Origin of the sequence: uncultured Pseudoramibacter sp., assembly GCF_903789625.1 — a bacterium.
Classification (GTDB): domain Bacteria; phylum Bacillota; class Clostridia; order Eubacteriales; family Eubacteriaceae; genus Pseudoramibacter; species Pseudoramibacter fermentans.
Map to the genome: position 1 here is coordinate 99,264 of NZ_CAIFFF010000001.1, position 23,811 is coordinate 123,074.

A 23,811-nucleotide genomic window follows, 5' to 3' on the forward strand; every position below is an offset into this window, starting at 1 on the left:
CGGTTGAGTTGCACATCATCCCTCGAAAATCGAGGGATTTTTTTATTTTTAGGCGTTTTAAATCCGCATAAAACCACGCTTTCAGCGATTTAGACAGCGGAAAAACCGCCGATGACAAAAACTTCTACTTGCCTTCAAGACTAAAAAGGCGTACACTGGAAAAAGCTTATAGACGGGCGCCCCGCTGAGACAAATTTAACGCGAAGGAGGCCAAATATGGCACGACCCGTCAAGACCGGCCTGGACTATTTCCCGTTCGATACGCGCCAGAGCACGGCCCTTCAACTGCTGGAAGCCCAATGCGGCGCGGCGGGCTTCGGCATCTACGTTCACCTGTTGATGCAGATTTACGGCGACCACGGCTACTACCTGCCGTGGAGCGACGACATGGCCCTGGTGATGGCGTACTCGAGCAGCACCGAGCCCGAGCGCATTCAGCAGGTGGTGGATGTGTGCGTGGCGCGGCGCATTTTCGATCCCGAGCTTTACGCCGACGCCCACATCCTGACCAGCCGCCACATTCAGGAGGTTTACACCTTCGGCAAGCGGCACAGCAAGGCCCGGATCGATCCGGCCTACGATTTGATTGGGAACGAAAACGGCCCAATTATGGTGGACCAAAACCCCACAAAAGAAAATAAAGTAAAACAAAAGAAAACAAAGCAAAGTGATTCCCGGCCCGCGCCAAAAGGCGCGTCCGGACAAATACGTACTGAAAATCTTTCAACTGAAAGCCAGACAGATCCAGAGGTGCCGCCCGCGGCGATGCTGCCCATTCGGGGCGGCGGCCGCTACACGGTCACCAAGGCCGACGCCGACGCCCTCGCCAAGCGGTTCCCCAGGGCGGACGTGGCCGGCGAGCTCGTCCGGATGCTGAACTGGCTCAACCACAACCCGGCGCGGCGCCGCAAGGCAGCGCAGATGCCCGCCTTTATCGAAAGCTGGATCGCCGACGCGGCCCTCTCCCGCCCGGTGGACCCGGCAGAACCGGAAACAGACGACGCGAAGCGCCGCGAGGGGCTCATCGACGCCCTCGCCGACGCCGACACCAAGGCCCTCTGGGACATGATCCCCGAGGAGGACAAGGCTTAACACACAAAGGAGAGGCAAATGAAAACTGAAAACAACGCAAATCAAAATCAAAATAATGAAACATATAAAGCAAATGCCGCAAATACGGCCAAACAGAACGCGGCGGGCAGGCGGTCCTACGCCGAAATCGACGCCCTGGCGGCTCGGGCCGCGGCCGGGGAGCGCGCCGCGGAGGAGACCCTGATTCTCGCCTTCAAGCCGCTGATCGTCAAGCTGGCGGCGCCCTTTCCCGATTTTGAGGACGCCAAGGCCGACGGCGCGCTGTGGCTGATCGAGGCGGTGCGCGCCTTCGATCCCGGCCGGGGCGTCTACTTCCCGGTGTACGTCAAGCGCACCCTGTCCGCCAAATTTCGGGCGCGGTGGCGGCGCTTCCGGCCCGACGACGTCCCTTTCGAGGAAAAGCACGGCGGCGCCGCGGACAACATCGCCGACGCCGAAGCCGCCGCGGAGCGCCAGGCCCAGATCGACCGGCTCGCGGCCGCGATTCCGGAGCTCTCGGAGCTGGAGCGGGCGATCATCACCTGCGCCTTCGAGCAGTCGATGACCCGGGAGGCCATCGCCAAAAGCCGGGGCATCAGCCTGAACACCGTGAAAACCGCCAAACGCCGCGCGATGCGAAAGCTGCGGAAACATTTTTAAAAAAATTTGGAATTTGTTGTCACCCCTTTTTAGATTTCCGTGCATTATATGGGTGTCTCAGACAAAAGGGAGCGCCCCCGAAGCGAAGCACCTGAAAATCATCAGGTCAAAACACAAACAATGTAGTAAAAATTGAAAAGTAAAAAGGAGAACACAAATGGCAGTTACGAAGAATTTAACCGGACAGACCCTGCGGATGCGCAACATTAAGGATTTAGACGACGGCTCCACCAAAACCGTGAACCGCGACGTCAGCAAGATTCTGACCGCGGCGACGCCGGAGCAGATCCTGAACGTGGCCAACGCCTACGACGGGCTGACCGAAATCGCGATGGAATCCGCCTACATCGTCACCACGGAGGAGCTCGTGAACGCGTAGGCCGTGGGACAAAAACGATCCGAAGAATTTGGCAGAGCAATTAGGAAAATATACAAAAGGAGAAACAAAATGGCAGTAAGCAAAGAACTGAACGTGAAATTTAATCTGGCATCCGGCGAAGTCATGGGCCTGACCATCGGCGACTTCAAATCGAGCCTCCTCGACAGCGAAGTCAAGGCCAAGCTCGACAGCATGGTCGCCGCAGGGGCCCTCGGGGTCGGCGCCGACGCAGCCGTGAGCGTCGCCTCCGCCCAGCGCATCACCACTGACAAAACCGACGTCGCCCTGGCCTGACCCCTTGGCCCAGACGTGGATTGAACGGGCCGCCGCGGTCCTCTCGGCGGCGGTCCTTGTGCTGACGGCGCTGTCCCTCGCCGTCCCGCCGGTGCGGGGATTCCTCCTCGGGCGGCTTAAAAGGCGCAGAAAACGGGCGGCCCGGGCAGAGACGACTTTGTCCCATATCGCCGAGCGCCTGGGGCTGACGGAGCTGGCCTGTGTGACCCTGCTCCACGACCGGCTCTTCAACGCCTGCACCGCAGCCCTGGCCCGGGGCTGGACCACCACCGGCGAGATCACCAACCTCCACCATTTGTTCGACGTGTACCACAAGATGGGCGGCAACTCCGCCGCGGCCGCCCTGTACCGCCGGGCGCTGACCCTGCCGGTGCGCGATCTCGGCGGGGAGGAGGGAGGCCCCGATGAAAAAAATCAGCCGTGACGGCACCCGGGCGTGGCTCGCTGCGGCGGGTAGACGGGCGGCGCGGACCTTCGCCCAGACCTTGGCGGCGTCGCTGATGACCGCCTCCGGGATCACCGATGCCCCGTGGCGGCCTGCCCTTTCGGCGGCGGCGCTGGCGGCGCTGATCTCGATGCTCACCTCGCTTACGGGGCTGCCGGAGCTCGACCGGCATCAGGTGAAAAACGGCGGCAGGCCCCGCGGGTGAGGCGGCGGCGTCAATTATGTTACAGATCAAAAAATAAACAATGCGATGCACCGCATGTGAAGTCCTAAACAATGATGCAGCCGCATTTGAAATCACAACGAATGAAACGAAAATCTTATAATTTAAACAAATAGAAAGGAGGGCGCAGATGCTCTACGGCGTCGATATTTCCAATTACAACCTCAGCGTGAATTATTACGTGCAGTCCTTTTTCGTGATCAAGGCGTCGGAAGGGCGCACCTTCGCCGACCCCCTCAGGGAGCGGCACGCCAAGGGGGCCCTCGCCGCCGGCAAGCTCATCGGCTTTTACCACTACGCGCGGCCGGAGAACAACCGGATGCGGGACGAGGCGGACTGGTTCGTGAAGCTCGTCGAGCCCTACGTCGGGCGGGCGGTGCTCGCCCTGGACTGGGAGGGCCGGGCCCTGCGCTACGGGCCGGACAAGGCCCTCGAGTGGCTCGACCGGGTGACGGCCCTCACCGGGGTGCGCCCGCTGTTCTACTGCTCCGACTCCCAGACCGCGCGCTACGCGAAGCTCGCGGCCCGCGACTACGGCCTCTGGGACGCGAAGTACTCGACCCACGCGCCGGCCCACGTCGGCTGGCCGACCCTCGCGATGTGGCAGTACGCGGGGACGACCCTCGACCGCAACGTGTTCTACGGCGGCGAGGACGCCTGGATGCGCTACGCCGCCGGGCGCCGCGTCACCGCGCCCCACACCCAGGCCAAGCCCGCCGGGGCCGCCTGGGTCAAAAGCCTCCAGCAGGAGCTCAACGCCCAGTACGGCGCGGGGCTTCAAGTCGACGGCATCGCCGGCCCAAAAACGCGCGCGATGTGTCCGGTGCTGACACGCAGTAGCCGCGGTCAAATAACCCGACTGGTGCAGCAGGCGCTCGGGGTCCGGGCGGACGGCATCTTCGGCCCAGAGACCGAGGCCGCGGTGAAAAAATTTCAGCGCGCCCACGGCCTCACAGCCGACGGCATCGTCGGACTGCACACCTGGCGGGCGTTGCTTCCCCTCCAGCGTTAGCGGAATGGGATGCGGGCGGCCAAGTCCTGAATCGAAAAACGCAGCCTGACCTTTGGATCACGAGATCGGAGGCGGGCTGCTTTTATAATTATGAAAATATTTGACAGAAACCATATACACCTTCAGGGTATCAACAAAAAAGTGATAGTTGCACGCCAAAAAAATACTTAAATAAAGTTTAAAACTCCTGAATTTGGGTCTTTAAAAAGGTAAAATCCAAACCTTAAAAAGTACGGATAACTTAAGATTGTAAATTTAAATGAGGATATTGACGGGTTTGTTTAGAATCAATATAATAGCATCTATAATTTATGGATGGTTCAGAAATATGACCTATCAAACAAGGTCAGCCGTCACACGCCCGTCTTGAAAATACAAGCAAACCACAAATTGGACTCATCTTTTTTGATCAAGACGAGACGGCGAACTGAACATAAAAAAATTTTTATAAGGGAGGTTTCTTCATGTCAACTCGTTTGTCAAAGAAGGAAATGTGGGTCGTTGCGGCTTCGTTAGCTGTAGCGATTTGTTTTGGCGTCGCGCCGGCTGCCAACGCAATGCACATCATGGAAGGCTACCTGCCGCTGAGTCTGTGCATTTTCTGGGGCGTCATCGCGGTGCCGTTTATCGTTTGGGGATTTTTCTCAATCAGAAAGATTGCGGACAATAACCGCCGGACCATGCCGCTTCTGGCTATGGCAGGTGCGTTTATTTTCGTCATCTCTTCGCTGAAAATTCCTTCAGTGACCGGTTCCTGCTCACACATGACCGGGACAGGCCTGGGCGCGCTGCTCTTCGGACCGGCAGCTGTTGCCGTGCTCGGCATCATCGTCCTGATTTTCCAGGCCATTCTGCTGGCTCACGGCGGCTTAACCACCCTCGGCGCCAACTGCTTCTCGATGGCCATTGCAGGTCCGTTCCTTTCCTACGGCCTGTATAAACTGGGCGAAAAGCTGCACTGGAACAAAAAGGTCAACATCTTCATCGCTTGCACTTTAGGCGACCTTTTCACCTACTGCGTCACCTCATTCCAGATGGCATGGGCACATCACAGCAATGTCGGCTTTGGCAAGGCGATGGTCACCAACATGGCGATCTACGCCGCGACTCAGGTGCCGCTGGCCATTATCGAAGGGCTGATTTCAGTCGTCATCATCATCGCGCTCGAAAACTACGCGACGGACGAAATGAAATCCCTCGGATTCATTGAAGCGTAAGTTAGAGGTGAAAGATTATGAGTAAATCGAATAAAAGAACCATTTGGATCTGCATCATTGCCTGCATTTTGATCGCCGTCGTCCCGTTTGCATACGGTTCATCCCACGGCGCAACCTTCGGCGGATCTGACGACGCCGGCGGCGAACTGGTCAAAAAGAACGACTCAAGCTACAAAGTTTGGGCAGAACCAGTCTTAGAAAAAGCCATCGGCGGCGAACTGCCGGGCGAAATCGAATCTCTGCTGTTCTGCGTACAGACTGGGATCGGCGTGGGGATTCTCTGCTTCTTCCTGGGCCGCTATGTCGAACGCAAAAAACTGGGCAAAGAAGACCAAGAGCTGTAACAATAAAATGATAATGAAAGAGGCTGGAGAGGGAATGACCTCCCAGCCTATTTTTTTGAAATAATGAAAAACTGAAAGGCATTGTCCATGCAATATCAATACCATCTTATTTATCTGCTTTGGCTGGTGCCGCCACTGGCCCTCCTCGTCGCAGGCGGCATCCGCAAAGCCTGGATCCACCGCGGCGAAGCCCATCACCACCACGGCTTTGGCCACAAGCACGGCGAAGGCACGCTGTCCATCGACATGTACGCCTACCACTCGAAAATCGGGGACTGGAACGCGAAACTCAAAATCGGCTACGGGATGCTGCTGCTGCTGATCTGCCTGATCTCCAACGATCCCTACGTCTCCTTCGGCGTCATCCTGTACACCTTTTTCGTGACCGTCTGCCTCGGCGAATTGGATATGGACCACTACATCGGGCTCCTCGGCATCCCGCTGGCCTTCATGATCGCCGGGTCCATCTTTATCTTATTTAATTTCTCGAAGACGCCTTTCGCGAGCGCCCTCGTCAACATTCCGACCCATTGGGGCTACGTGATCATTACGCCGAAAACCGCGAAGGCGACGGTCAACCTCTGGTGCAAGGCCTTCGGCGCCATTTCCGCGATGTACATGATGTCGCTTTCCACCATGTCCAACGAAATTTTCAGCGTCCTCAGAGACGCCCATTTCCCGAAGCTGATCATCGAGCTGATGAATTTGATGTACCGCTTTATCTTTATCCTGATGGATACGCAGCGCCGCATGAAAAACTCCGCAGAATCCCGTCTGGGCTACACCACGCTGAAGCGCTCGATCAATTCCTTCGGCAGCACCGCCAGCAACCTCTTTCTCGTGTCGATGAAGCGCGGGAATCAATTCTACGACGCGATGGAAGCCCGCTGCTACAACGGTGACCTGAGATTCTACGAAGAAAAGAAACCCGTCACGAAAAAGCAGCTGTTCTGGGTCCTTGTGCCGACGGCTTATTTTGTTTTGGTCTGGATCATGACCTTCCAAGGAGTGAATATCAATGTCTAACGAACCCATTTTAAAAATCAGAGATTTACAATATACCTATTCCAGCGGCGACCATCAGGCCCTCAAGGGCATCAACCTCGACGTCATGCCCGGGGAACGGATCTGCATCGTCGGCAACAACGGCGCCGGCAAATCGACGTTCTTCTTAAACATCAACGGCGTGCTCCATCCGGACGCCGGCGAAATCTACTTCAAAGGGGAAAAGATCACCGACAAAAAGGAATCCCTCAACGAGCTGCGCCGCGGCGTCGGCATCGTCTTCCAGGACGCTGACAACCAGATCATCGCCTCGACGGTCATGGGGGAAGTCTCCTTCGGGCCGATCAACCTCGACCTGCCCGACGACGAGGTCGAAAGGCGCGTCGACGAAGCCCTGGCTGAAATGAACCTGTCCGAATTCAAGCACCGCGCGCCCCACTACTGCAGCGGCGGCGAAAAGAAGCGGATCACCATCGCCGACATCATCGCGATGCATTCGGAAGTCATCATTTTCGACGAACCGACGGCCGCGCTGGACCCGCTGAACGCGAAAATGCTCGAAGAAGCGCTGGAACGCCTCGCAGCGCAGCATAAGACCCTCCTGATCTCGACCCACGACATGGACTTCGCCTACCGCTGGGCCCAGAAGCTGGTGGTCTTCTCCGACGGCCAGATCATCGCCACCGGCTCGCCAGTGGAGGTCCTGAAGAACAGCGAAGTCTGCGAACAGGCCAACCTGCGAAAGCCGATGCTGATGCGCGTCTACGAAGACATGGTCAAGCACGGCGTCGCGCCGGACGACGGCGCCTACCCCCAGGACGTCGAAGCCTTTGACGCCTGGCTCGACAAAATCAAGGCGTCCTAATTATAAATTAAGAAAAGAAATCGAAAAAAGTGCGAATTATCACGAATTAATAAAGAATAAGCATGTGCCTTTTAACTGCTAAAAAATATCTCTCATTATCGATTTAAATCAGGTATAATAATACAATTAGGGGTATGCCTACGGGCACAGACAAAAAGTCAAATACAAAAAGCGCGGGAGGATCAGATGCACGGGTTGATGCTAGCAGGAACCAATAGTAACGTCGGGAAGACCACAGCGACCATGGGAATCATGGCCGCCTTTAAGGCGCGGGGATGTCACGTCGTGCCGGCCAAGACCGGCCCGGACTACATCGACCCGATGTTTCACGAATTCGTCACCGGCGAGCCGTCGGTCAATCTCGACACCTGGATCGTCGACCCGGAACGGATCAAGACCCTGTACGCCCGCCGGCTGAAGGCGGACGATTTGGGCATCGTCGAAGGGGTTATGGGGCTCTACGACGGCAGCATGTCTGGCAGCGAAATCGGCTCCTCCGCCTTTTTGGCGAAGACCCTCGGCATTCCGGTCTTTTTGATCATCGACGGCCGGGGCATGGCGGCGTCGGCCGCGGCACTGGTCATGGGCTACGTGAACTACGATCCGGACGTGCATATCGCCGGGGTCATCGTCAACCGGATCAAATCCCAGAGCCATTTCGAGCTGCTCAAAAACGCGATCGAGACCAAGGCCGGCGTGCCCTGCGTCGGGTGGATCCCTGAGGATCCGGACCTGACCGTCGGCTCCCGCCACCTCGGCCTGATCCCGGCAGACGAGCTGCCGAAGCTCAAGGAGACGGTGCGCCGCGCCGGGGCACTCACCGCCGCCCACGTCGACCTGGACCGGATGCTCGCCCTTTCCGAAATCACCCCGCGCACCGGCCGCCCCGATCCCTTTGCGGCCCGCGCCGGCGCCTACTCGGATCTGACTGTCGGCGTGGCTTGGGACCGCGCCTTTAATTTTTATTATCACGACAATTTCACCGCCTTAAAAACTCTGGGCGTGAACCTGGTGCCCTTCAGCCCGTTAGACGACGACAAGGTGCCCGACGGCCTGGACGGGCTCTACATCGGCGGCGGTTTCCCAGAAGTCTTCGGCGAAGCCTTCGAGGCCAACGCCGCAATGCGCCGGGACTTGAAAGAGAAGCTCGAGGCCGGAATGCCCTGCTTCGCGGAATGCGGCGGGCTGATGGTATTGACCCAGTCCCTGCAGAACAAGGGCGGTGCCCGCCACGACGGCATCGGCTTTCTGCCGGCGACGACGATCATGACCGAACGGCTCCAGCATTTCGGCTACGTCGGCGTCGCGGCGGATTTCGGCGGCCGGACCTACCATTTCCGCGCTCACGAATTTCACCACAGCCGTGTTGAAACCTTTGAGCCGGTGCCGGAAATCTACACCGTGACGAAGCGCAGGGCCTCGGGCGATACGACCTGGGGCGGCGGCTACGTCAAGGCGCACACGCTGGCGGGCTACCCCCACCTGCATTTCTACGCCGACGGCGCCGACGACTTTCTGCTCGCGCTGTTAGACCGCGCGAGAGTGCTCAAAGGAGCGCGCCCGTGAGGCGGCTGACGACCCGGGCGCCGGGCTCCTGCGGCGAGTGGATTCAAGGGATCTACCGCGGGCGGCCCTGCCTCGTGTCCTGCCCGATCGACCTTTACGCCAGGGCGACGATCACCGACGAGCCCCAGCGCATCGACCTGCCGCCAAAGGCCGCGGCCTTGGTCGACTATTTCCTGTGGCGATACGGCCTGTCGGAAAAGGTGATGCACCACTTGAACATCGAGATCGCGTCGGAAATTCCGAGGGGCAAGGGCATGGCCAGCAGCACCGCCGACCTGGCGGCGCTGGCCGGCGCCCTCAGCGTCTTTTTCGACCTGCACCTGGACGCGTCGGAAATCGCCAGGCTGTGCATCGCGGTGGAGCCGTCGGACAACATCATGTTCCCGCGGCTCAACCTGTTCGACTTTATCGACGGCGGCGTCATCAAGACCTTCCGCCACAACCTGCAGGCCGCGATCCTCGTCATCAACTTCAAGGGGACGGTGGATACCGTCGGCTTCAAGGGCCAGCGCAAAATCTACACGGCCCGGGATCGGGCGGTGTTCGCCGGCATCGTCGGCACCTTCCAGCGGGGCGTCGACCGGCGTAACCTGCAGACCGTCGGCAACGCGACGACAAAATCGGCGCTGCTCAATCAGAAAGTCCTCGAGAAGCCCTACCTGCCGCTGCTCATCGATTTGAGCAGCCGATACGGCGGCGAGGGTGTCGTCATCGGTCACAGCGGCACGGTGGTCGGCATTCTCCACGAGCCGGGGCGCCTCGCTCGGGACGACTTGATGCGCGAGCTGCTGAAGCACGTGTCAGCGGAAGAGATCGACAGCGCCTTCGAGCGGCGGATCGTGCCCGGCGGTGTGCAGCTGCTGCGCAACGAATTTTAAATCCAGAATGCAACCCCAATTTTAAACCCAAAGGAGAAAGGGAAAATATAATGCGTGATTACGTCAACGAACCACATGAAATCGAAAAAAAGAGTTTTGAAATTATCGGCCGAGAGCTCGGCGGGATCAAATTTCCAGAAGAAACGGACAGCATCGTCAAACGGGTGATCCACACCACGGCCGACTTTGAATACGCGCGCCTGATCGAATTCAAGAACAACGCGGTGGCCCGCGGGCTCAACGCCCTGAAGGCCGGCAAGCACATCTACGCCGACACCGGCATGATCAAGGCGGCGGTCAACAGCCGCGCCCTGGCCATGCAGCACATCGACGTGCTCAACTTCGTTCACGACGACGACGTCGTCGCCGAAGCGAAGAAGCGGGGCGTCACCCGCTCCACCGTCGCGATGGAAAAGGCCGTCAACCGCGAGGACGTCTCAATTTTCGCGATCGGCAACGCGCCCACCGCGCTCTACCGCTTGATCGACTTGATCAAGGACGGCGCGCCCAAGCCGGATTTAATCGTCGGCGCGCCCATCGGCTTTGTCGGCGCGGCGGAATCGAAGGCCGCGCTGGACGAGCTGGACCCCTACGACATTCCGTACATCCGGATCAACGGCAGAAAGGGCGGCAGCCCGGTGGTCGGCGCGATTCTAAACGCCATGCTTTATAAATTGGGAAGGGATTGGTAAGCGAAATGGAACAGCAGAAAAAAGGCAAACTCTACGGCATCGGTGTCGGCCCCGGGGATCCGGAGCTGCTCACCGTCAAGGCGGTCAAGGCCATCGAAGCGGCGGACGTGATCATCAGCCCGACGAAGAAAATGGGCAAGCCGAGCATCGCCCTCCAAATCGCCAAGCCCTACATCAAACCGGAAACGAAGCTCGTCGTCATGGACTTCCCGATGCTTTCTTTATCAGAAGAACGGGAAACCCTCGAAAAGCAGTGGGGCGAAAACGCCGACCAGATTCAGAGCATGCTGAACTGGGGCCAAAACGCGGTGTTTTTGACCCTCGGCGATCCGATGGTTTACTCGACCTACTCCTACGTGATGGAATTTTTGATCGACCGCGGCATGGAAGTGGAAACCATCTCCGGCGTGCCGTCCTTCTGCAGCCTGGCGGCCCACTTGAACCTGCCGCTGACCCAGGGCGAAGAATCCCTCGGCGTCGTCGGCATGACCCAGACTGAGGAAGAAGTGGACGCGGTGCTCGACGCCCACCAGAACATCGTCGTCATGAAGGTGTCCGCCAACGCGAAAGGCCTCGCCAAGGCCCTCCGGGAACGCCACCTCGAGGATCACTTCGTGATGATTTCCAACATCGGCATGGACAGCGAAAAGGTCACCCGGGACATCGCGGACTTAGAAAAGAAAGTCCCGTACCTGTCCACCGTGCTGATTAAAAAAGCGAAATGAGCGGCGACGTCCTGAAGCACCCGCTGAACCGATACGTCGAAAAGGGCGGCAAGCGGATGCGCTACGGCTACACCACCGGCTCCTGCGCGACGGCGGCCTCCAAGGCCGCGGCCCTGATGCTCTTCACCGGCGAGATGAAAGACACGGTCGAAATCTCGACACCCAAGGGCTGGGATCTGGTGATCGATTTGTTCGACTGCCGCGTCGACGGCGACACCGCCTCCTGCGCGGTGGTCAAGGATTCGGGCGACGACCCAGACGTCACCAAGGGCACCCGGGTTTACGCCGCGGTGCGGCTGGTGGACGAACCCGGCGTCGTCTTCAAGCGGGGGAAGGGCCTCGGTGTCGTGACCCTGCCGGGGCTGTCGATCCCGGTGGGCGAGCCGGCGATCAACCCGACGCCCCGGGCGATGATGCGCAAGGCCCTGGCGGAAGTGGCGGAAGCCTACGATTATACCGGCGGATTTGAGGTGACGGTCTCCCTGCCCGAGGGCGAGGAACTGGCCAAGCGCACCTTCAACCCGAAGCTCGGCGTCCAAGGCGGGCTGTCCATCCTCGGCACCACCGGCATTGTTACACCGATGAGCGAGGAATCCCTGAAGGCGTCCATGCGCCTCGAGCTTTCGGTTTTGAAAGAAAAGGGCTGCCGCGATATCCTCTTCGTGCCGGGCAATTACGGCGCGGATTTCGCGGCCGAACTCGGACTCAAATCCGACCGGATGGTCAAAATCAGCAATTTCGTCGGCTACATGTTCGAGCAGGCGGAAAACATGGGGATCGCGCGCATCCTCTTCGTCGGCCACCTGGGCAAGCTCGTCAAGGTCGCCGGCGGGATCTTCCAGACCCACTCGTCCTACTCCGACGCGCGGATGGAAATCCTCGCGGCCTACGCGGCGCTGGACGGGGCGGATCAAGCCTGCGTTTCCGAAATCATGCACTGTACGACGACGGACGACGCGGTCGAGACCCTGCGCGCCCACGGATTCGATCGGGATTACTTCGACCACCTCGCCGAACGGGTCAAGATCCGCTGCGAGCGCAAGGTTTACCAGAACATCGCAGTCGAGGTCGTGCTCTTCAGCCGGAAATACGGCCTGCTCGGCCAGACGAAGGGCGCGGAAGCATTCGAGGCATTATTCAAATGAAAACAGCATCCAAATACGATAAGCTGACGGTGGTCAGCCTGGGGCCCGGCGCGCCGGATTACATCCTGCCGGCGGCCCTGAAGGCCATCGACGAGGCGGAGGTCGTCGCCTGCGGCAAGCGCCATCTCGAGAGCTTTGACGCCTCGGGCAAAGAAGTTCACATCGTCGGCTCCGGCGGCGGCAAGCTCACCGAGGTTATGGCGGCGGTCAAGGCGGTGTACCCCTACAAAAAGACGGCGCTGGTCGTGTCCGGCGACTGCGGCTTTTACAGCCTGCTGAGCTACGCGCGGAAGGTGATCGGCGCCGCCCACGTTCAGGCGATTCCGGGGGTGTCGTCCCTGACCTACCTGTTCGCGAAAATCGGCAGGCCCTGGCAGGACGCGGCACTGATCAGCCTGCACGGCCGGGACCAGGACTTGATCGGCCGGGTGAGGCGCCACGGCACCGTCGGCGTGCTCACCGACGGCACCCACAACACGGCGTACATCGCCGCCGCACTGAAGGCTGAGGGCTTAGATGACAAGATATTGTACGTCGGAGAGGATTTATCCTATCCGGAGGAACGGATTACGAGATTAACCACAGAGGAGGGATTGACGTTCTCGGAACGGGGCATGTCAGTCGTGATTGTAACAGATGAGTGAAATAGCAGGATATCAGGACGAGGCCTACGTCCGCGGCAAGGCGCCGATGACGAAGCGGGAAATCCGCATATTGACCATCGCCTTTCTGGACATTCAGCCGGACGACGTGGTCGTCGACATCGGCGCCGGCACCGGCGGCATCACGATGGAAGCGGCTCACGCGGCCTACCGCGGCAAGGTCTACGCGGTTGAGGGCAAGGAAGCGGCCCAGGCGCTGATCCTTCAGAATAAGGATCATTTCGACGCGGCACCGGTAGAGCTGATCGCCGGACAGGCGCCGGAGGTCCTCGAACGCATTTCCGGGCCGGTGAATAAAATCATCGTCGGCGGCACCGGCGGCGAGATGGCCGGCATCTTTGACTGGGCCCAGGCGCACCTGACGCCGGGCGGCAAAATCAACGCCAACTTCATCACGCTGGAAAACGCGGCCCGGGCCCGAGTATTGATGAGCGAACGCTTCGACGACGTCGAGGTCGTCGAAATCGGCGTCAGCCGCGGCCGAATGGTCGGGGGCCTGACGATGATGACGGCGCAGAACCCGGTCTATTTAATGACGGCGGTTCAGCGCGGTTGAATTAAAAATAAAAGTGTAAGTGAAACAAAAGGAGGCAGTCATGGCGTTTTTTCGGACATTGATCTGGTTCATCCGCTTTTGGCTGTACCAGCTGATCGCGATCCCCGCGCTGTTCAAGATCCGCCGCCTCGGCCGTCAGGGGAAAACTGCCGAGCACGACGCCCTGCTGCACCGGATTGTCGGCAGATGGGCGCGGACCATGTTCACGATGGCCGGCGGACACGTCCGCGTCGAGGGGCTTAATAACCTTGTGGACGGGCCGGCGGTCTACGTGGCCAATCATCTGGGGTATTTCGATATTCCGCTGATGATCGGCTTTTTGGGCGACGACACCAAGCCGATGATGGCGAAAAAGCAGATCACCAAAATTCCCGGCATCGCGTCGTGGATGCGGGAGCTCCACTGTGTGTTCGTCGACCGGGATCACCCGCGGGAATCGGTAAAGGCGCTGAAGGAAAGCGAGCACTGGCTTTCCGAAGGCTATTCGATGGTCATCTTCCCGGAAGGCACGCGCAGCAAAGACGGCGCGGTGCACACCTTTAAATCCGGGGCCTTCCGCATCGCGAAGGCGGATCGGGTACCGGTCGTGCCCTGCGTGATCGAGGGGACCGAGCGGATGATGCGCCCCGGTTCCATTTGGATTTATCCGGCGGAGGTGTCCCTGACCGTGCTGCCGGCGATACCGACCGCGGATTTCGGCAAAAAGGAATGGCGGGAGCTGCCCCAGCGCGCGCAGCGCATCGTCAGCGATTACCGGGCCAAGCAGCTGGAAAACATCAAAGCAAAAGAAGAAAGATAGGAGGCAGTTGTGGAAATCGTAGCAGTGGGACTGGATCACCGAAAGGCGCCGATGGAGGTCCGCGAAAAAGCGGCGTTCACCGTGCGCTCTCTCGAAGAGGTGACCGAGACGTTGAAAAAGCGGGGCATCGCTGAGGTCGTGGTGCTCTCGACCTGCAACCGCAGCGAAATCTACGCGGCGGCGGAGCACGCGGATGCGGCGGTCGAGGCCCTAAAGGAATATTACGTCGACTACAAAACCCCGGAAATCGCCCCGTATCTCTACACCTTTGACGGCCGGGACGCGGTGTGGCATCTGTTCCGGGTCGTGGCGGGGCTGGACTCGATGATCCTCGGGGAAGACCAGATTCTCGGGCAGTCAAAGGACGCCTTGGCCAACGCCGAAAAAGTCCACGGCGCCGGCAAATTCCTGACCAAGGCCTTCCGCGAAGCGATCACTTTCTCGAAGAAGATCAAGACCGTGTACAAGATTTCCGAAACACCGCTGTCTCTCTCGTCGACGGCGGTCAAGCACGTCAAGCGCCTGTTCCCAGAGGATTATCAGGACAAAAAGGTCTTGATCATCGGCTCCGGGAAAATGGGCACCCTCGCCCTCCAGTACATGGACGCCGAGGGCTTTAACGACGTGACGATGACCAACCGGACCTACCACCCGCCGCTGGATTATCAGGATACCTATCACGGCGAAGTCAAGGTCGTGCCCTATCCCGACCGCTACAGCGTGGTGTCGGACATGGACGTCATCATCTCCGCGACGGCGTCGCCCCACACGGTGTTAAAAAGCGAAGCCTTCCCGGCACTGGACAAGCCGCTGCTGCTCATCGATTTGGCCCTGCCCCGGGACATCGACCCGGCCCTCGCCCAGGTCGACGGCGTCACGCTGTTGACCATCGACGATTTCAATCACATCATCGACGAGACCAAGGCTTATAGAGAAAAGGTGGCGCAGAAAATCGCTGTCGCCGTCGAGGACGCGGTCGACGACATGATGGCCTGGCTTCAGAAGGCCAAGGTCGACGGCATGGTCGCTGGGCTGAACCGCAAAGCTCAGGGCCGTGCCGACGAAACCATCGACATCTTGAACAAGCGCTATCATTTCGAGGGCAAAGACTACGACTATCTCGAAAAGATCGTCCGCTCCGAGTTCAGAAAAATGGTGATGCCGACGATTAAGAAGCTTAAAAAGCTCGACGACGACGCCAGCGTGAAAAAGGCCAAGAAGGCCTACCACTGGCTGATCGAAACGGAAGAAAATTAGAGGAGGCGCCGATGAAACTGCCGATTCTGTTGGAAATGAACGGGCTGAAAGCGCTGGTGGTCGGCGGCGGCAAGGTCGGCAGCCGCCGGGCTGCGGCCTTCGTCGAGGCCGGGTGCGAGGTCACCGTACTTACCCGGCCAGACGGCGGCGAAAAGGCTGTCGCCGGATGTGCCGTGAGCGCGGCGCCCTACTCGGCCGCAATGCTCGAGGGCGTTTTTATCTGCGCGGCGGCGACGGACGACCACGCCCTCAACGCTAAAATCGTCGACGACTGCAAGGCCCGGGGCATTCTCGTCAACGCGGCGGACGACCCGGACCGGTCGGACTACTTTTTTCCGTCGGTGATCCGCCGGGGGGATCTGACCCTTTCGGTCTGCACCGAGGGCGCGAGCCCGTCGATGACCCGGGAGATCGCTAGAACGCTCAGAGAGCAGTATCCGGAATCTGTCGGAGAAAAACTAAAGTATTTGAAAATTTTGAGAACCCGCATTTTAAATGACGGCCGACCGAGGGCGGCGCAGCGCAGCGATTTGAAAGAGATCGCCGGCTGGCCGCTGGAACGGCTGAAGGAGGAGGCAGAAAGGGGAGCCTAATATGGAAAGAGAAAAGGTGTACGTCGGGTCCAGGGGGAGCAAGCTGGCCGTCACCCAGACCAACTGGATGATCGATCAGCTCAGCAAGGCCAATCCCGACGTCGATTTTGAAATCAAGATCATCAAGACCAAAGGGGACGCGGTGCAGAACCGGCCGCTGGACGAGATCGGCGGTAAAGGGCTGTTCACGAAGGAAATCGAGGACGAGCTGTTGTCCGGCGAAATTCAGATGGCCGTGCACAGCATGAAGGACATGCCGGCCGCCCTGCCTGACGGGCTGATTTTGGCGGCGCCGCCGGTTCGGGAGGACCCGGCGGACGTGCTGGTGACCCACGAAGACGTCTGGGGCATCGAGGAGCTGCCCGAGGGCGCCGTCATCGGCACCGGGAGCAAGCGCCGAATGTTTCAGATCGCACGGATCCGCCCGGACATTCAGTGCGTGAACATCCGGGGCAACATCGACACCCGCATCCGCAAGCTGGACAGCGAGCATCTGGACGGCATCATTCTCGCGGCCGCTGGGATGAAGCGCCTCGGCGTTTACGACAACCCGGCCTACAACGTCGTGCCGCTGGAGCCAACGGATTTCGTCTGCGCGCCGGCCCAGGGCATTCTCGCGGTGGAAGTCCGCGAAGACAATTTGAAAATGCGGCAGATGATCGAATCGGTCAAGGATCAGCAGGCTGAGCTCCAGATGAAGGCGGAGCGCGCCTTCCTCGTCGCCCTCAACGGCGACTGCCATCTGCCCATCGGCGCCTACTGCGACATCGGCCGCAACGGCCGGCTGACCCTCCACGGCGTCTACGGCGACGCCTCGGGCGAACGGCTCGCGATGGCGTCGGTGATGGGCAGCTGCTGCGAGGCGGAAGCCCTCGGCCGTCGTCTGGCCGAACAACTGAAAGGGGAAGTAGAGGGATGAGTCAGAAAATAGGCAAAGTGTATTTGGTTGGCGGCGGCTGCGGCGATCCCGAGCTGTTGACCCTCAAGGGCAGGCGGGTGCTGTCCCAGTGCGACACCGTTGTGTACGACGCCCTTGTGAATCCCGCTCTGCTCGAGTACGTGCCGGCGGACTGCGAACGGATTTACGTCGGCAAGCGGGCGGCACACCACGCGCTGCCCCAGGAGGAAACCAATGAGCTCCTCGTCAAGCTCGGCCTCGAGGGCAAAACCGTCGTCCGCCTCAAGGGCGGCGACCCTTACGTCTTCGGGCGCGGCGGCGAAGAAGGGGTGCGGCTCCACGAGGCCGGCGTCCCCTTTGAGGAAGTGCCGGGCATCACCTCGGTCATCGGCGGCCTGGCCTACGCCGGGATCCCGATCACCCACCGGGACTGCGCGTCCTCCTTCCAGGTCGTCACCGGACATTTGAAGAACGACGCGGCCCATTTGGATTGGCCGGTGCTGGCGGCGACGAAGGGCACCCTCGTCTTTTTGATGGGGATGAAAAACATCGGCATTATCACCGCGAAGCTCATCGAAAACGGGATGGATCCGGACACGCCGGCGGCGGTCGTGCGTGAGGCCACCACGCCGAGACAGCAGACGGTGACGGGCACCCTCGCCAACATCGCCGAAACCGCGAAGGCCGCCGGACTCGGCGCACCGGCGCTGATCGTCATCGGCAAGGTCGTGGGCCTGCGGGACGAGCTGCGCTTCTTCGACAGCCGCCCCCTTTTCGGCAAGTGCTTCGTCGTGACCCGCTCGAGAGCCCAGGCATCCAAGCTGGTCGCAAAGATTCAGGATCAGGGCGGTGAGGCGGTCATGTACCCGACGATTCGGATTCAGCCGGTGGGGTCGGAAATGGCGCGACTCGAAAAGGCCATCGCCCACCTCGGAGGCTACACCCATTTGATTCTGACCAGCGCCAACGGCGTCGATTTATTCTTCCAGAAGCTCGGCGACATGGGCAAGGACAGCCGGGCCCTGGCCGGCCTGACCGTCACCGCCATCGGCAAGGCGACGGCGGCGGCGCTGAAGGCCCGCGGCATTGTGCCGGACATCGTGCCAGCGCGGTTTATAGGGGAAGCCCTCGTCGAAGCGCTGGGGCCGACGCTGACGGCGGCGGACCGCATTCTGCTGCCCCGCTCGAAAAACGCCAGAGCCTACGTCGCCGAAAAGCTTTCTGAAATCTGCCCGGTCGACGAAATCAAGATCTACGAAACCTTGAGAGAAGACCGGACCGACGTGGACGTCGCGGCGATGTTAAAGGCCCATCAGGTCGATTACATCACCTTCACCTCCTCGACGACGGCGAAATATTTCGCCGAAAAAATCGGGGAAGACTGCGCGGCGGTCGTTCGGGATTCCGGCGCGAAATGCGCCTCGATCGGGCCGAAAACCTCGGAACAGCTGAAGGCCCTCGGCCTGCCGGTGGACATCCAGGCCGACACCTACACGATCGACGGGCTGATGGCGGCCATTGAAGAAGATTGCACAAAAAATCATTAAGGGTATAATAATTTAATAAAGATTTGTGTTTACAGCATTGATGAAAGAAGGTCTCAAAATGTTACCAACCAGACTGAGAAAAAATGAAAAGATCCGCAAACTGATCCGCGAAACCCGTTTGTCGATGGACGACGTCGTTTACCCGGTATTTGTGATTGAAGGGGAAAACATCAAGGAAGAAATCCCGTCGATGAAGGGCCAGTACCGCTACTCCATCGACCGCCTCGACGAAGCGGTCGAAAGCTTCAAGGCGGCGGGCATCGAATACATCATCCTGTTCGGCATCCCGGACGAATCCAAGAAGGACGGCGAAGCGACGCCGGCCTTTGCCGACGACGGCATCGTTCAGCAGGCGATCCGCAAGATCAAGGCCATCGCGCCGGAACTCTACATCATCGGCGACGTCTGCCTGTGCGAATACAAGGCCGACGGCCATTGCTGCTTCTTCGAAGACAACGGCGACATCAAGCGGGATAAATCCCTCGACACCCTGTGCAAGGTCGCAGTCAGCCAGGCGAGAGCCGGCGTCGACATGGTCGCCCCGTCGGACATGATGGACGGCCACATCGCGGCGCTGAGACACGCGCTGGACGAAGCGGGTTTTGAAAGCATTCCGATCATGGGCTACTCGGCGAAATTCGCGTCGACCTTCTACGGCCCGTTCAGAGACGCTGCGGATTCCGCGCCGGCCTTCGGCGACCGCCGCGCTTACCAGATGGACCCGGCCAACGGCAAGGAAGCCCTAAAGGAAGTGGAACTGGACATCGAAGAAGGCGCCGACATCGTCATGGTCAAGCCGGCCATGCCTTACCTCGACGTGCTGAGCCAGGCGAAGGATTTGTCCTTCCTGCCGATGGCCGCCTACCAGGTGTCCGGCGAATACGCGATGATCCGCACCGCCGTCGACGAAGGCCTCCTCGACGAACGGGCGATCTTCGAAAGCCTGATCTGCATCAAGCGGGCCGGCGCCGAAATCATCATCACCTATTTCGCGCCGATCCTCAAGGAACTGCTCGCGAAATACCAGGACTGAGGATAAGTTTAAGATGAATCACGAACGATCAGAACAATTGTACGCGCGCGCGAAAAAGGTCATTCCCGGCGGGGTCAACTCGCCGGTGCGCGCCTTTAAAAACGTCGGCATCGCGCCGGTGTTCGCGGACCACGGCAAGGGCTCCCAGATCACGGACGCGGACCAGAATACCTACACCGATTACATCTGCTCGTGGGGGCCGTTGATTTTCGGCCACGCGTCGGATATTTACTACCAGGATGTGGACAAGGCGCTGGCCAAGGGCACGACCTTTGGCCTGGCGACGGAAATCGAAGTGGACATGGCCGAAACCCTCGTCGACGCTTTTCCGAGTGCCGATCAGTTTCGGATGGTCAACTCCGGCACAGAAGCGACGATGTCGGCGATCCGCTTGGCCCGCGGCTACACCGGCCGGGAAAAGTTCATCAAATTCGAAGGCTGCTACCATGGCCACTCCGATTCCCTGCTCGTGAAATCCGGGTCGGGCACGCTGACCTTCGGCGAACCGACGAGCGCCGGCGTGACGAAGGGCACCGCGAAGGACACCCTCGTCGCCACCTACAACGACCTCGAATCGGTGAAGGCGCTGTTCGCCGAAAATAAAGGCGAAATCGCCTGCGTCATCGTCGAACCGGTGGCCGGGAACATGGGCGTCGTGCCGCCGAACCCGGGCTTTTTGGAAGGCCTGCGGGAAATCACCCGCGAAGAAGGCGCGCTGCTCATCTTCGACGAAGTCATCACCGGCTTCCGCGTCGCCTACGGCGGAGCCCAGGAACTTTTCGGCATCAAGCCGGATCTGACCACCATCGGCAAAATCATCGGCGGCGGCATGCCGGTGGGCGCTTTCGGCGGCCCGGCTGAAATCATGTCGATGCTCGCGCCGGACGGCCCGGTCTACCAGGCCGGCACGCTGTCGGGCAATCCGATCGCGATGCACATGGGGCTCAACACCCTGCGCTACCTGAAGGCCCATCCGGAAACCTACGACATCGTCACCGCGCGGGCCAAACGCCTGACCGATGGTTTTGAAGCCAACATCAAGGCGACGGGCGTCAAGGCGGTGGTCAACCGCTGCGCCGGCATGTCCGCGCTGTTCTTCACCGATCAGAAGGTGGAAAATTTCGACGGCGTCATGACCAGCGACACCGCGGTGTACGCCGATTACTTCAAGAAAATGCTCGACATGGGCAACATGCTGCCGCCGTCCCAGTACGAAGGGATTTTCGTCTCCCTCGCCCACACGGAAGCGGACATCGACAAAACCATCGCGGACAACCGCAAGGCCCTCGAAGCCATCGCGGAAGGCCGTTAATAGGAGAAGAGAATGGGAAAACAGGCATTACTGGTAATCTCCTTCGGGACCTCTTACCACGACACCTATCACAAAACGATCGAAGCGATCTGCGAGGATCTGCGCACGGCCTTTCCGGACAGCGCATTCTTTCTGGCGTACACGTCGAAGATGATCATCAAAAAGCTGAAAAAGCGGGACGGCATCTCGGTGATGACCCCGGCGGAGGCGATGGAAGCGATCGTCGCGGCTGGCTGCGATGAGGTTTTGTGTCAGACGACCCACGTCATCAACGGCCACGAATTTTACGGCATGCTCCACGAACTGAGACCTTATCTCGACCGCATCCCGTCGATCAAGATCGGTCGGCCGCTTCTCAGCAGCCATGAGGATTTCGAAGCCGTGACCGATATCGTGCTGAACCAAATTCCAGAGCTGTCGCCGGTTGACGCGGCGGTTCTGATGGGCCACGGCACCGAACACCACGCGAACGCGGCTTATCCGGCGATGGACTACTACCTGAAGGCCCTCGGCGGAGGCCGCATTTTCATGGCCACCGTCGAAGGCTACCCGACGCTGGACGACGTCATTGCGCATTTGAAGGCCCAGCACATCCGCCGGGTGACGCTGATGCCCTTTATGGTCGTCGCGGGGGACCACGCCCTCAACGACATGGCCGGCGACGATCCCGATTCGTGGAAGAACCGGCTGAGTGCCGAAGGCTTCGACGTGAACTGCATGGTCAAGGGGCTCGGGGAGCTGCCGGAAGTGCGGGCGCTGTTCGCGGCCCATCTGCAGAACGCCGTTGATTTAAAGGAGTTAAAATGAACAAAAACACAGTTTATCTGATTGGCGCGGGGCCGGGGGATCCCGAGCTGATGACCCTCAAGGGCAAGCGCCTGATCGACGCCGCCGACGTGATCATTTACGCCGGCTCCCTTGTCAATCCCAAGGTATTGGAAGGCCACAAGGAGGGGGCTGAAATTCACAACTCGGCGTCGATGACCTTAGACGAGGTGCTCGACGTCATCCAGGCCGGTGTCGAAGCCGGCAAGCGCGTCGTCCGCGTCCACACCGGCGACCCGTCGATTTACGGTGCGATCCGCGAACAGATGGACCGCCTCGAAGCGATGGGCATCGCCTACGAAGTGGTGCCGGGGGTGTCGTCCTTTACGGCGTCGGCCTCGGTGCTCAAGAAGGAATTCACGCTGCCGGACGTTTCCCAGACCGTGATCTGCACCCGTCTCGAAGGGCGCACGCCGGTGCCGGAACGGGAACAGCTGGAATCGTTGGCGAAGCACCGGGCTTCGATGGCCATTTTTCTGTCGGTTCAGAACATCGGGGAAGTGGTGCGCCGGCTGACGACGGCCTACCCGGACACGACGCCGGTGGCGGTGGTGCAGCGGGCGACCTGGCCGGATCAGAAGATCGTGCAGGGGACCCTCGCCGATATCGAAGAAAAGGTCAAGGCGGCGGACATCCACAAGACCGCGCAGATCCTCGTCGGCGATTTCCTCGGCGACCGCTACGAGCTGTCGAAGCTCTACGACCCGAGCTTCAGCCATGAATTCAGAAAAGCTAAGGAATAAGCCGCGATGAAGCGTTGGGCTTTTCTGGCCGTCAGCCGAGACGGTGCGGCGCTGGCCGCGCGCTGCGCGAAGGCGGTGACGCCGGAGATCGACGCGGCGGTCTTTACCCTGGAGAAATACGCGGCGCCGCCGGCGCGGCCGTTCCCAGGCGGCAAGCTCAGCGCCTTCTGGCCCCAGGCGATGGCCGGTTACGACGTCCTCGTCTGCGTGATGGCGGCGGGCATCGTCGTCCGGGGCGTCGCGCCGTACCTGAAACACAAGTCGGTGGACCCGGCGGTGCTGGTACTGGACGCCAAGGGGCAGTACGTCATCAGCCTGTTGTCGGGGCATTTGGGCGGCGCTAACGCCGCGGCCAGGCTTTTGGCTGGGCGCATCGGCGCGGCGCCGGTGATCACGACGGGCACCGACGTCGCCGGCGCCATCGCGGTTGACACCTTGGCTGAGCAGATCGGCTGCACCTTTACGGATTTCACTGCAGCCAAGAACGTCACCGCGGCCATTCTCGACAGACAGAAGACTGTTGTCGTCAACGAGGCGGGGTGTGATTTGTCGGGCGTGGCGCTGCCGGAGTGCCTCACCCTTTCTGAAAACGACGGCGCCAAATACCGCATCGTCATTTCAGAGCGGGACGACTGGAAGCTTGACCCGGCCTGTGAAGTCCAGCTGATTCCCCGGGACATCGTCCTCGGCATCGGCTGCAGAAAGCACACGCCGGCGGATTTGATCTCGGGAAAAATCGCGGCGCTGTTAAAAGCTCACCACATCCACCCGAGGGCGCTGGCGGTCTTTGCGACCATCGGCTTGAAGGCGCACGAGCAGGGGCTCATCGCGGCGGCCGAGCAGTTCGGCGCGGCGGTTGAAATCGTGGCGGACGACGCGATCCGCAAGGTGCAGGACCGGTTTGACGGCTCCGACTTTGTCGAACGGGTGACCGGGCTGCGCGGCGTCAGCGAGCCGGCCGGCTACACGGTCTCCCATTACGGCACCTGCGTGGCGCCGGTGGTCAAGGGTGACGGCGTCACCCTGTCCCTGTGGCGCAGGGCCAATTCAATCAATAAATAAAGC

The 23,811-nt window shown here is 60.0% G+C and carries 28 protein-coding genes; all 28 read left to right on the forward strand.

Features of this window, described 5'->3' with window-relative positions:
- Nucleotides 1–216 precede the first annotated feature (216 nt).
- The 28 genes from QZX60_RS00440 to QZX60_RS00575 all read left to right on the forward strand — a co-directional run bounded on the left by QZX60_RS00440 (nucleotide 217) and on the right by QZX60_RS00575 (nucleotide 23,808).
- Nucleotides 217–1,092 (forward strand): DUF4373 domain-containing protein, encoded by an 876-nt coding sequence (locus QZX60_RS00440; protein ID WP_295360126.1) that lies wholly within the window; start codon nucleotides 217–219, stop codon nucleotides 1,090–1,092.
- Nucleotides 1,093–1,110: 18 nt separating this feature from the next.
- Nucleotides 1,111–1,731 (forward strand): sigma-70 family RNA polymerase sigma factor, encoded by a 621-nt coding sequence (locus tag QZX60_RS00445; RefSeq protein ID WP_295360129.1) that lies wholly within the window; start codon nucleotides 1,111–1,113, stop codon nucleotides 1,729–1,731.
- A 157-nt stretch (nucleotides 1,732–1,888) separates the two neighbouring features.
- A complete protein-coding gene (locus QZX60_RS00450; RefSeq protein ID WP_295360131.1) occupies nucleotides 1,889–2,110 on the forward strand; it encodes a hypothetical protein in 222 nt (73 codons plus the stop codon).
- A 69-nt stretch (nucleotides 2,111–2,179) separates the two neighbouring features.
- Complete coding sequence (locus QZX60_RS00455) at nucleotides 2,180–2,404, forward strand: DUF2922 family protein (RefSeq protein ID WP_295360134.1); 225 nt, start codon at nucleotides 2,180–2,182, stop codon at nucleotides 2,402–2,404.
- Between the two features lie 4 nt (nucleotides 2,405–2,408).
- Nucleotides 2,409–2,828, forward strand: coding sequence for a hypothetical protein (locus tag QZX60_RS00460; protein WP_295360137.1), 420 nt, complete (start codon nucleotides 2,409–2,411; stop codon nucleotides 2,826–2,828).
- Nucleotides 2,809–3,054 (forward strand): holin, encoded by a 246-nt coding sequence (locus QZX60_RS00465; protein WP_295360140.1) that lies wholly within the window; start codon nucleotides 2,809–2,811, stop codon nucleotides 3,052–3,054. Before QZX60_RS00460 ends, QZX60_RS00465 begins: the two co-directional genes overlap by 20 nt.
- A gap of 148 nt (nucleotides 3,055–3,202) precedes the next feature.
- On the forward strand, nucleotides 3,203–4,084 hold the full coding sequence (locus QZX60_RS00470; RefSeq protein ID WP_295360142.1) for a GH25 family lysozyme: 882 nt from the start codon (nucleotides 3,203–3,205) through the stop codon (nucleotides 4,082–4,084).
- Between the two features lie 464 nt (nucleotides 4,085–4,548).
- Nucleotides 4,549–5,301: an energy-coupling factor ABC transporter permease gene (locus QZX60_RS00475; RefSeq protein ID WP_363174651.1), complete on the forward strand. Its 753-nt coding sequence runs from the start codon at nucleotides 4,549–4,551 to the stop codon at nucleotides 5,299–5,301.
- Nucleotides 5,302–5,318: 17 nt separating this feature from the next.
- Nucleotides 5,319–5,645 carry an energy-coupling factor ABC transporter substrate-binding protein gene (locus QZX60_RS00480; protein WP_295360144.1) on the forward strand — a complete coding sequence of 109 codons (327 nt, stop codon included), beginning with the start codon at nucleotides 5,319–5,321 and terminating at the stop codon, nucleotides 5,643–5,645.
- A gap of 87 nt (nucleotides 5,646–5,732) precedes the next feature.
- Nucleotides 5,733–6,671 (forward strand): cobalt ECF transporter T component CbiQ, encoded by a 939-nt coding sequence (cbiQ, locus tag QZX60_RS00485; RefSeq protein WP_295360147.1) that lies wholly within the window; start codon nucleotides 5,733–5,735, stop codon nucleotides 6,669–6,671.
- Nucleotides 6,664–7,515: an energy-coupling factor ABC transporter ATP-binding protein gene (locus QZX60_RS00490; RefSeq protein WP_295360150.1), complete on the forward strand. Its 852-nt coding sequence runs from the start codon at nucleotides 6,664–6,666 to the stop codon at nucleotides 7,513–7,515. The genes cbiQ and QZX60_RS00490 overlap by 8 nt, the downstream gene beginning before the upstream one ends.
- A gap of 186 nt (nucleotides 7,516–7,701) precedes the next feature.
- Nucleotides 7,702–9,081, forward strand: a complete 1,380-nt coding sequence (locus QZX60_RS00495; protein ID WP_295360153.1) for a cobyrinate a,c-diamide synthase — start codon at nucleotides 7,702–7,704, stop codon at nucleotides 9,079–9,081.
- The gene (locus QZX60_RS00500; RefSeq protein WP_295360155.1) at nucleotides 9,078–9,959 is read left to right on the forward strand and encodes a GHMP kinase; all 882 of its coding nucleotides are present in this window, start codon (nucleotides 9,078–9,080) and stop codon (nucleotides 9,957–9,959) included. Before QZX60_RS00495 ends, QZX60_RS00500 begins: the two co-directional genes overlap by 4 nt.
- 50 nt (nucleotides 9,960–10,009) lie before the next feature.
- On the forward strand, nucleotides 10,010–10,651 hold the full coding sequence (locus QZX60_RS00505) for a precorrin-8X methylmutase (protein ID WP_295360158.1): 642 nt from the start codon (nucleotides 10,010–10,012) through the stop codon (nucleotides 10,649–10,651).
- Between the two features lie 5 nt (nucleotides 10,652–10,656).
- Entirely contained in the window at nucleotides 10,657–11,376 is a 720-nt protein-coding gene (gene cobI, locus QZX60_RS00510; protein WP_295360161.1) for a precorrin-2 C(20)-methyltransferase, read from the forward strand.
- Complete coding sequence (cbiD, locus tag QZX60_RS00515; RefSeq protein WP_295360163.1) at nucleotides 11,373–12,521, forward strand: cobalt-precorrin-5B (C(1))-methyltransferase CbiD; 1,149 nt, start codon at nucleotides 11,373–11,375, stop codon at nucleotides 12,519–12,521. The genes cobI and cbiD overlap by 4 nt, the downstream gene beginning before the upstream one ends.
- Nucleotides 12,518–13,165 carry a precorrin-6y C5,15-methyltransferase (decarboxylating) subunit CbiE gene (gene cbiE, locus QZX60_RS00520; protein ID WP_295360166.1) on the forward strand — a complete coding sequence of 216 codons (648 nt, stop codon included), beginning with the start codon at nucleotides 12,518–12,520 and terminating at the stop codon, nucleotides 13,163–13,165. The genes cbiD and cbiE overlap by 4 nt, the downstream gene beginning before the upstream one ends.
- Nucleotides 13,158–13,739: a precorrin-6Y C5,15-methyltransferase (decarboxylating) subunit CbiT gene (gene cbiT / locus QZX60_RS00525; protein WP_295360169.1), complete on the forward strand. Its 582-nt coding sequence runs from the start codon at nucleotides 13,158–13,160 to the stop codon at nucleotides 13,737–13,739. Before cbiE ends, cbiT begins: the two co-directional genes overlap by 8 nt.
- 40 nt (nucleotides 13,740–13,779) lie before the next feature.
- A complete protein-coding gene (locus QZX60_RS00530) occupies nucleotides 13,780–14,538 on the forward strand; it encodes a 1-acyl-sn-glycerol-3-phosphate acyltransferase (protein ID WP_295360171.1) in 759 nt (252 codons plus the stop codon).
- A 9-nt stretch (nucleotides 14,539–14,547) separates the two neighbouring features.
- Complete coding sequence (gene hemA / locus QZX60_RS00535) at nucleotides 14,548–15,795, forward strand: glutamyl-tRNA reductase (protein ID WP_295360174.1); 1,248 nt, start codon at nucleotides 14,548–14,550, stop codon at nucleotides 15,793–15,795.
- An 11-nt stretch (nucleotides 15,796–15,806) separates the two neighbouring features.
- Entirely contained in the window at nucleotides 15,807–16,388 is a 582-nt protein-coding gene (locus QZX60_RS00540) for a bifunctional precorrin-2 dehydrogenase/sirohydrochlorin ferrochelatase (protein WP_295360177.1), read from the forward strand.
- A 1-nt stretch (nucleotide 16,389) separates the two neighbouring features.
- Complete coding sequence (gene hemC, locus QZX60_RS00545) at nucleotides 16,390–17,307, forward strand: hydroxymethylbilane synthase (protein WP_295360180.1); 918 nt, start codon at nucleotides 16,390–16,392, stop codon at nucleotides 17,305–17,307.
- Nucleotides 17,304–18,833, forward strand: a complete 1,530-nt coding sequence (gene cobA, locus QZX60_RS00550) for a uroporphyrinogen-III C-methyltransferase (RefSeq protein WP_295360183.1) — start codon at nucleotides 17,304–17,306, stop codon at nucleotides 18,831–18,833. The genes hemC and cobA overlap by 4 nt, the downstream gene beginning before the upstream one ends.
- 58 nt (nucleotides 18,834–18,891) lie before the next feature.
- Nucleotides 18,892–19,866, forward strand: a complete 975-nt coding sequence (hemB, locus tag QZX60_RS00555; RefSeq protein ID WP_295360186.1) for a porphobilinogen synthase — start codon at nucleotides 18,892–18,894, stop codon at nucleotides 19,864–19,866.
- 13 nt (nucleotides 19,867–19,879) lie between these two features.
- Nucleotides 19,880–21,178 (forward strand): glutamate-1-semialdehyde 2,1-aminomutase, encoded by a 1,299-nt coding sequence (hemL, locus tag QZX60_RS00560; protein ID WP_295360189.1) that lies wholly within the window; start codon nucleotides 19,880–19,882, stop codon nucleotides 21,176–21,178.
- 12 nt (nucleotides 21,179–21,190) lie between these two features.
- Nucleotides 21,191–21,985 (forward strand): sirohydrochlorin cobaltochelatase, encoded by a 795-nt coding sequence (locus QZX60_RS00565; protein WP_295360192.1) that lies wholly within the window; start codon nucleotides 21,191–21,193, stop codon nucleotides 21,983–21,985.
- A complete protein-coding gene (cobM, locus tag QZX60_RS00570) occupies nucleotides 21,982–22,746 on the forward strand; it encodes a precorrin-4 C(11)-methyltransferase (protein WP_295360195.1) in 765 nt (254 codons plus the stop codon). Before QZX60_RS00565 ends, cobM begins: the two co-directional genes overlap by 4 nt.
- A gap of 6 nt (nucleotides 22,747–22,752) precedes the next feature.
- Nucleotides 22,753–23,808: a cobalt-precorrin 5A hydrolase gene (locus QZX60_RS00575; protein ID WP_295360197.1), complete on the forward strand. Its 1,056-nt coding sequence runs from the start codon at nucleotides 22,753–22,755 to the stop codon at nucleotides 23,806–23,808.
- Nucleotides 23,809–23,811: the final 3 nt, after the last annotated feature.